Annotated in this window: 1 protein-coding gene; it reads right to left on the bottom strand. The window is 66.1% G+C overall.

Features of this window, described 5'->3' with window-relative positions:
- Positions 1–177: 177 nt before the first annotated feature.
- Entirely contained in the window at positions 178–711 is a 534-nt protein-coding gene (locus ACLF6P_RS29885) for a CbrC family protein (RefSeq protein ID WP_415954549.1), read from the bottom strand.
- Positions 712–838: the final 127 nt, after the last annotated feature.

The following is an 838-nucleotide window of genomic DNA, read 5'->3' as shown; positions in this document are numbered from 1 at the left end:
GCTGTGAATCTGTGTGGAGATGTCACTGAGTCTGCGGTGGGTGTCACCGGACGGCTGCGGGGGTCTGGCCTGAGGGGATGGGGCAGGTGGTGTCATCGGGGTGCAGTGATCATGGTGTCGGCGTGGTGACGACGTGCTGGTCAGTATCGTGCAGATTCCAGAGCGGCGGCCCCCGGCTCAGCTGAAGTCGGTGTAGGCGAGATGGTCCCCGCAGATGGTGCATTGGAAGAGCATGGCGCTTGCTCCTTCGCCGAGGTGGCGGAGGAACTCCTCGAGCTGGTCGGTGTCACGCCAGCCACCCAGGCGCAAGTCGGTGCGGAGCTGCTCGAGGGCTTCCGGATGCTCGGCCAGCTGCGTGTAGCCGACTTCACCGCGGAAGGCAGCCGCATCGTGGCAGTGGACGAGCCAGCGGGGGTCCTGCCACGCAGAGAAGGCGGGTGTACGGCGGGTGACTTGCAGCAGCACCTCCCACGACACCCCATCCAGACCATGAGCGTCGACGAATTCGCCCTCGAAGCGTTCCGCCGCGACGCCGTCGGCGATACACCACGGGCAGATCCGCCCTGGCACCTCCTGCTCGGTGTACAGACTCAAGGTGTAGATCCACCCGCGCGAAGCCCCGCAGCAGACACAGACCTCACCGCTCTTGGCGATCGCTCCGGTCGCGACAGGGTCGGGGTGGTAGCGGAACGACGGCAGCGGCTGGCTCACGGCTGAACCCCCGGAAGGTAGAGGGCGGCCAGACGAGGCAGTCGCCGGTGCATTTCGTCTGGGTCGTCGAAGTCGAAGTCTTCGCCCATGTCGTGTTCGTCGGCATCGGCATCGTCTGCCCCGTGGA

The organism is Streptomyces lothianensis, assembly GCF_047779955.1.
In the GTDB taxonomy this organism is placed as follows: Bacteria; Actinomycetota; Actinomycetes; order Streptomycetales; family Streptomycetaceae; genus Streptomyces.
This window is presented reverse-complemented; position numbering and strand designations above follow the sequence as displayed.